Source organism: Kitasatospora sp. NPDC056531, from assembly GCF_042794375.1.
Lineage (GTDB): Bacteria > Actinomycetota > Actinomycetes > Streptomycetales > Streptomycetaceae > Kitasatospora.
On record NZ_JBHTTU010000327.1, the window covers coordinates 1 to 1,724 of the forward strand.

At 70.9% G+C, this 1,724-nt stretch carries 1 pseudogene; it reads left to right on the forward strand.

Annotated features, from left to right (window positions below):
- Window positions 1–12: 12 nt before the first annotated feature.
- Window positions 13–1,724, forward strand: a pseudogene (locus ACFQ87_RS46135) (SDR family NAD(P)-dependent oxidoreductase); the annotation flags it as partial.

The following is a 1,724-nucleotide window of genomic DNA, read 5'->3' on the forward strand; positions in this document are numbered from 1 at the left end:
CTGTCGCGCGTTGCGGGTGTGGCTGCCGAGGACGCGAAGGTGGCCTTCGGTCCCGAGGGGACGGTGCTGGTCACCGGTGCGACCGGCACTCTGGGTGCTTTGGTGGCTCGTCACTTGGTGTCCCGGCACGGCGTGCGTCATCTGCTGTTGGCCAGCCGTCGCGGGGCCGAGGCCCCGGGTGCGGCGGAGCTGGTGGCGGAGCTGACCGAGGCCGGGGCCCAGGTCACGGTCGTGGCCTGCGACGTCGCCGACCGTGCGGCTCTCGCGGAGATGCTGGCGCAGGTCCCCGCCGAGGCGCCGTTGACCGGGGTGGTGCATACCGCGGGCGTGCTCGACGACGGTGTGATCGAGTCGCTCACATCCGAGCGCTTTGATGCGGTGATGCGGCCGAAGGTGGACGCCGCGTGGCACCTGCACGACCTGACCCGGGACCTGGACCTGTCCGCCTTCGTGCTGTTCTCCTCGGTTGCGGCCACCATCGGTGCACCGGGGCAGGGCAACTACGCGACGGCGAACACCTTCCTGGACGCGCTCGCCCAGCACCGCAAGGCCCAGGGTCTTCCCGCGGTCTCCCTCGCCTGGGGCCTGTGGGCGGAGGCGTCCGGCATGACCGGCGCGCTCGGCGACGGCAACCTGCAGCGGATGGCGCGCAGCGGACTTCGCGGTCTGTCCTCGCGTGAGGGTCTCGAGCTGTTCGACGCCACGTGCGCGACGGACGAGCCGGCCTTCGTACCCGTCCGGCTGGACCTGGCGGCCTTCCGGGCCCAGGCCGCGGCCTCCGGCGAGGTTCCTGCCCTGCTCCGCGGTCTCCTCCGCGTTCCCGCCCGCAAGGCGAGCGCCGGTGACCCGCTTGCTGCCGGGAACGCGCTGGCGCAACAGCTGGCGGCGATGGCGGAGTCCGAGCGTTTCGGCGTCCTGATGGACATCGTGCTGACGCAGGTGGCCAGCGTGCTGGGCCATGCCTCGACGGCGGAGGTGGAGGCCAACCGGGCGTTCAAGGATCTCGGGTTCGATTCGCTCACCGCTGTCGAGCTGCGCAACCGGTTGAACGCTGCGACTGGGCTGCGGCTCCCCGCAACGCTGATCTTCGACTACCCGACTCCGGATGCCCTGGCGGACCACCTGCGGGCGGAGCTGGTGGTCGTGGCCCAAACCCCGACCGTGGCGGGTGTGGCGGCCGTGGCCGATGACGAGCCGATCGCCATCGTCGGCATGAGCTGCCGCTACCCGGGTGGTGTCGAGTCGCCCGAGGACCTGTGGCGGCTGGTCACCGAGGGGCGGGACGCGATTTCCGAGTTCCCGGCCGGTCGTGGGTGGGACGAGGACCTCTACGATCCGGATCCGGAGCGGGTGGGCAAGTCCTACACCCGCGAGGGCGGATTCCTGTACGACGCGGCCGAGTTCGACGCGGGGCTCTTCGGTATCTCGCCGCGTGAGGCGCTGGCGACGGACCCGCAGCAGCGGCTGCTGCTGGAGGCGTCCTGGGAGGCGTTCGAGCGGGCCGGGATTGACCCAGTGTCACTTCGTGGCAGTCGAACGGGCGTTTTCGCCGGTGTGATGTACAACGACTACGCGTCGCGAATGGGCAAGGCCCCCGAAGGCTTCGAGGGTTTCCTGGGTACCGGCAGTTCGGGCAGTGTCGCGTCGGGCCGCATCTCCTACACCTTCGGTCTGGAGGGGCCGGCGGTGACGGTGGACACGGCGTGTTCGTCGTCGCTGGTGGC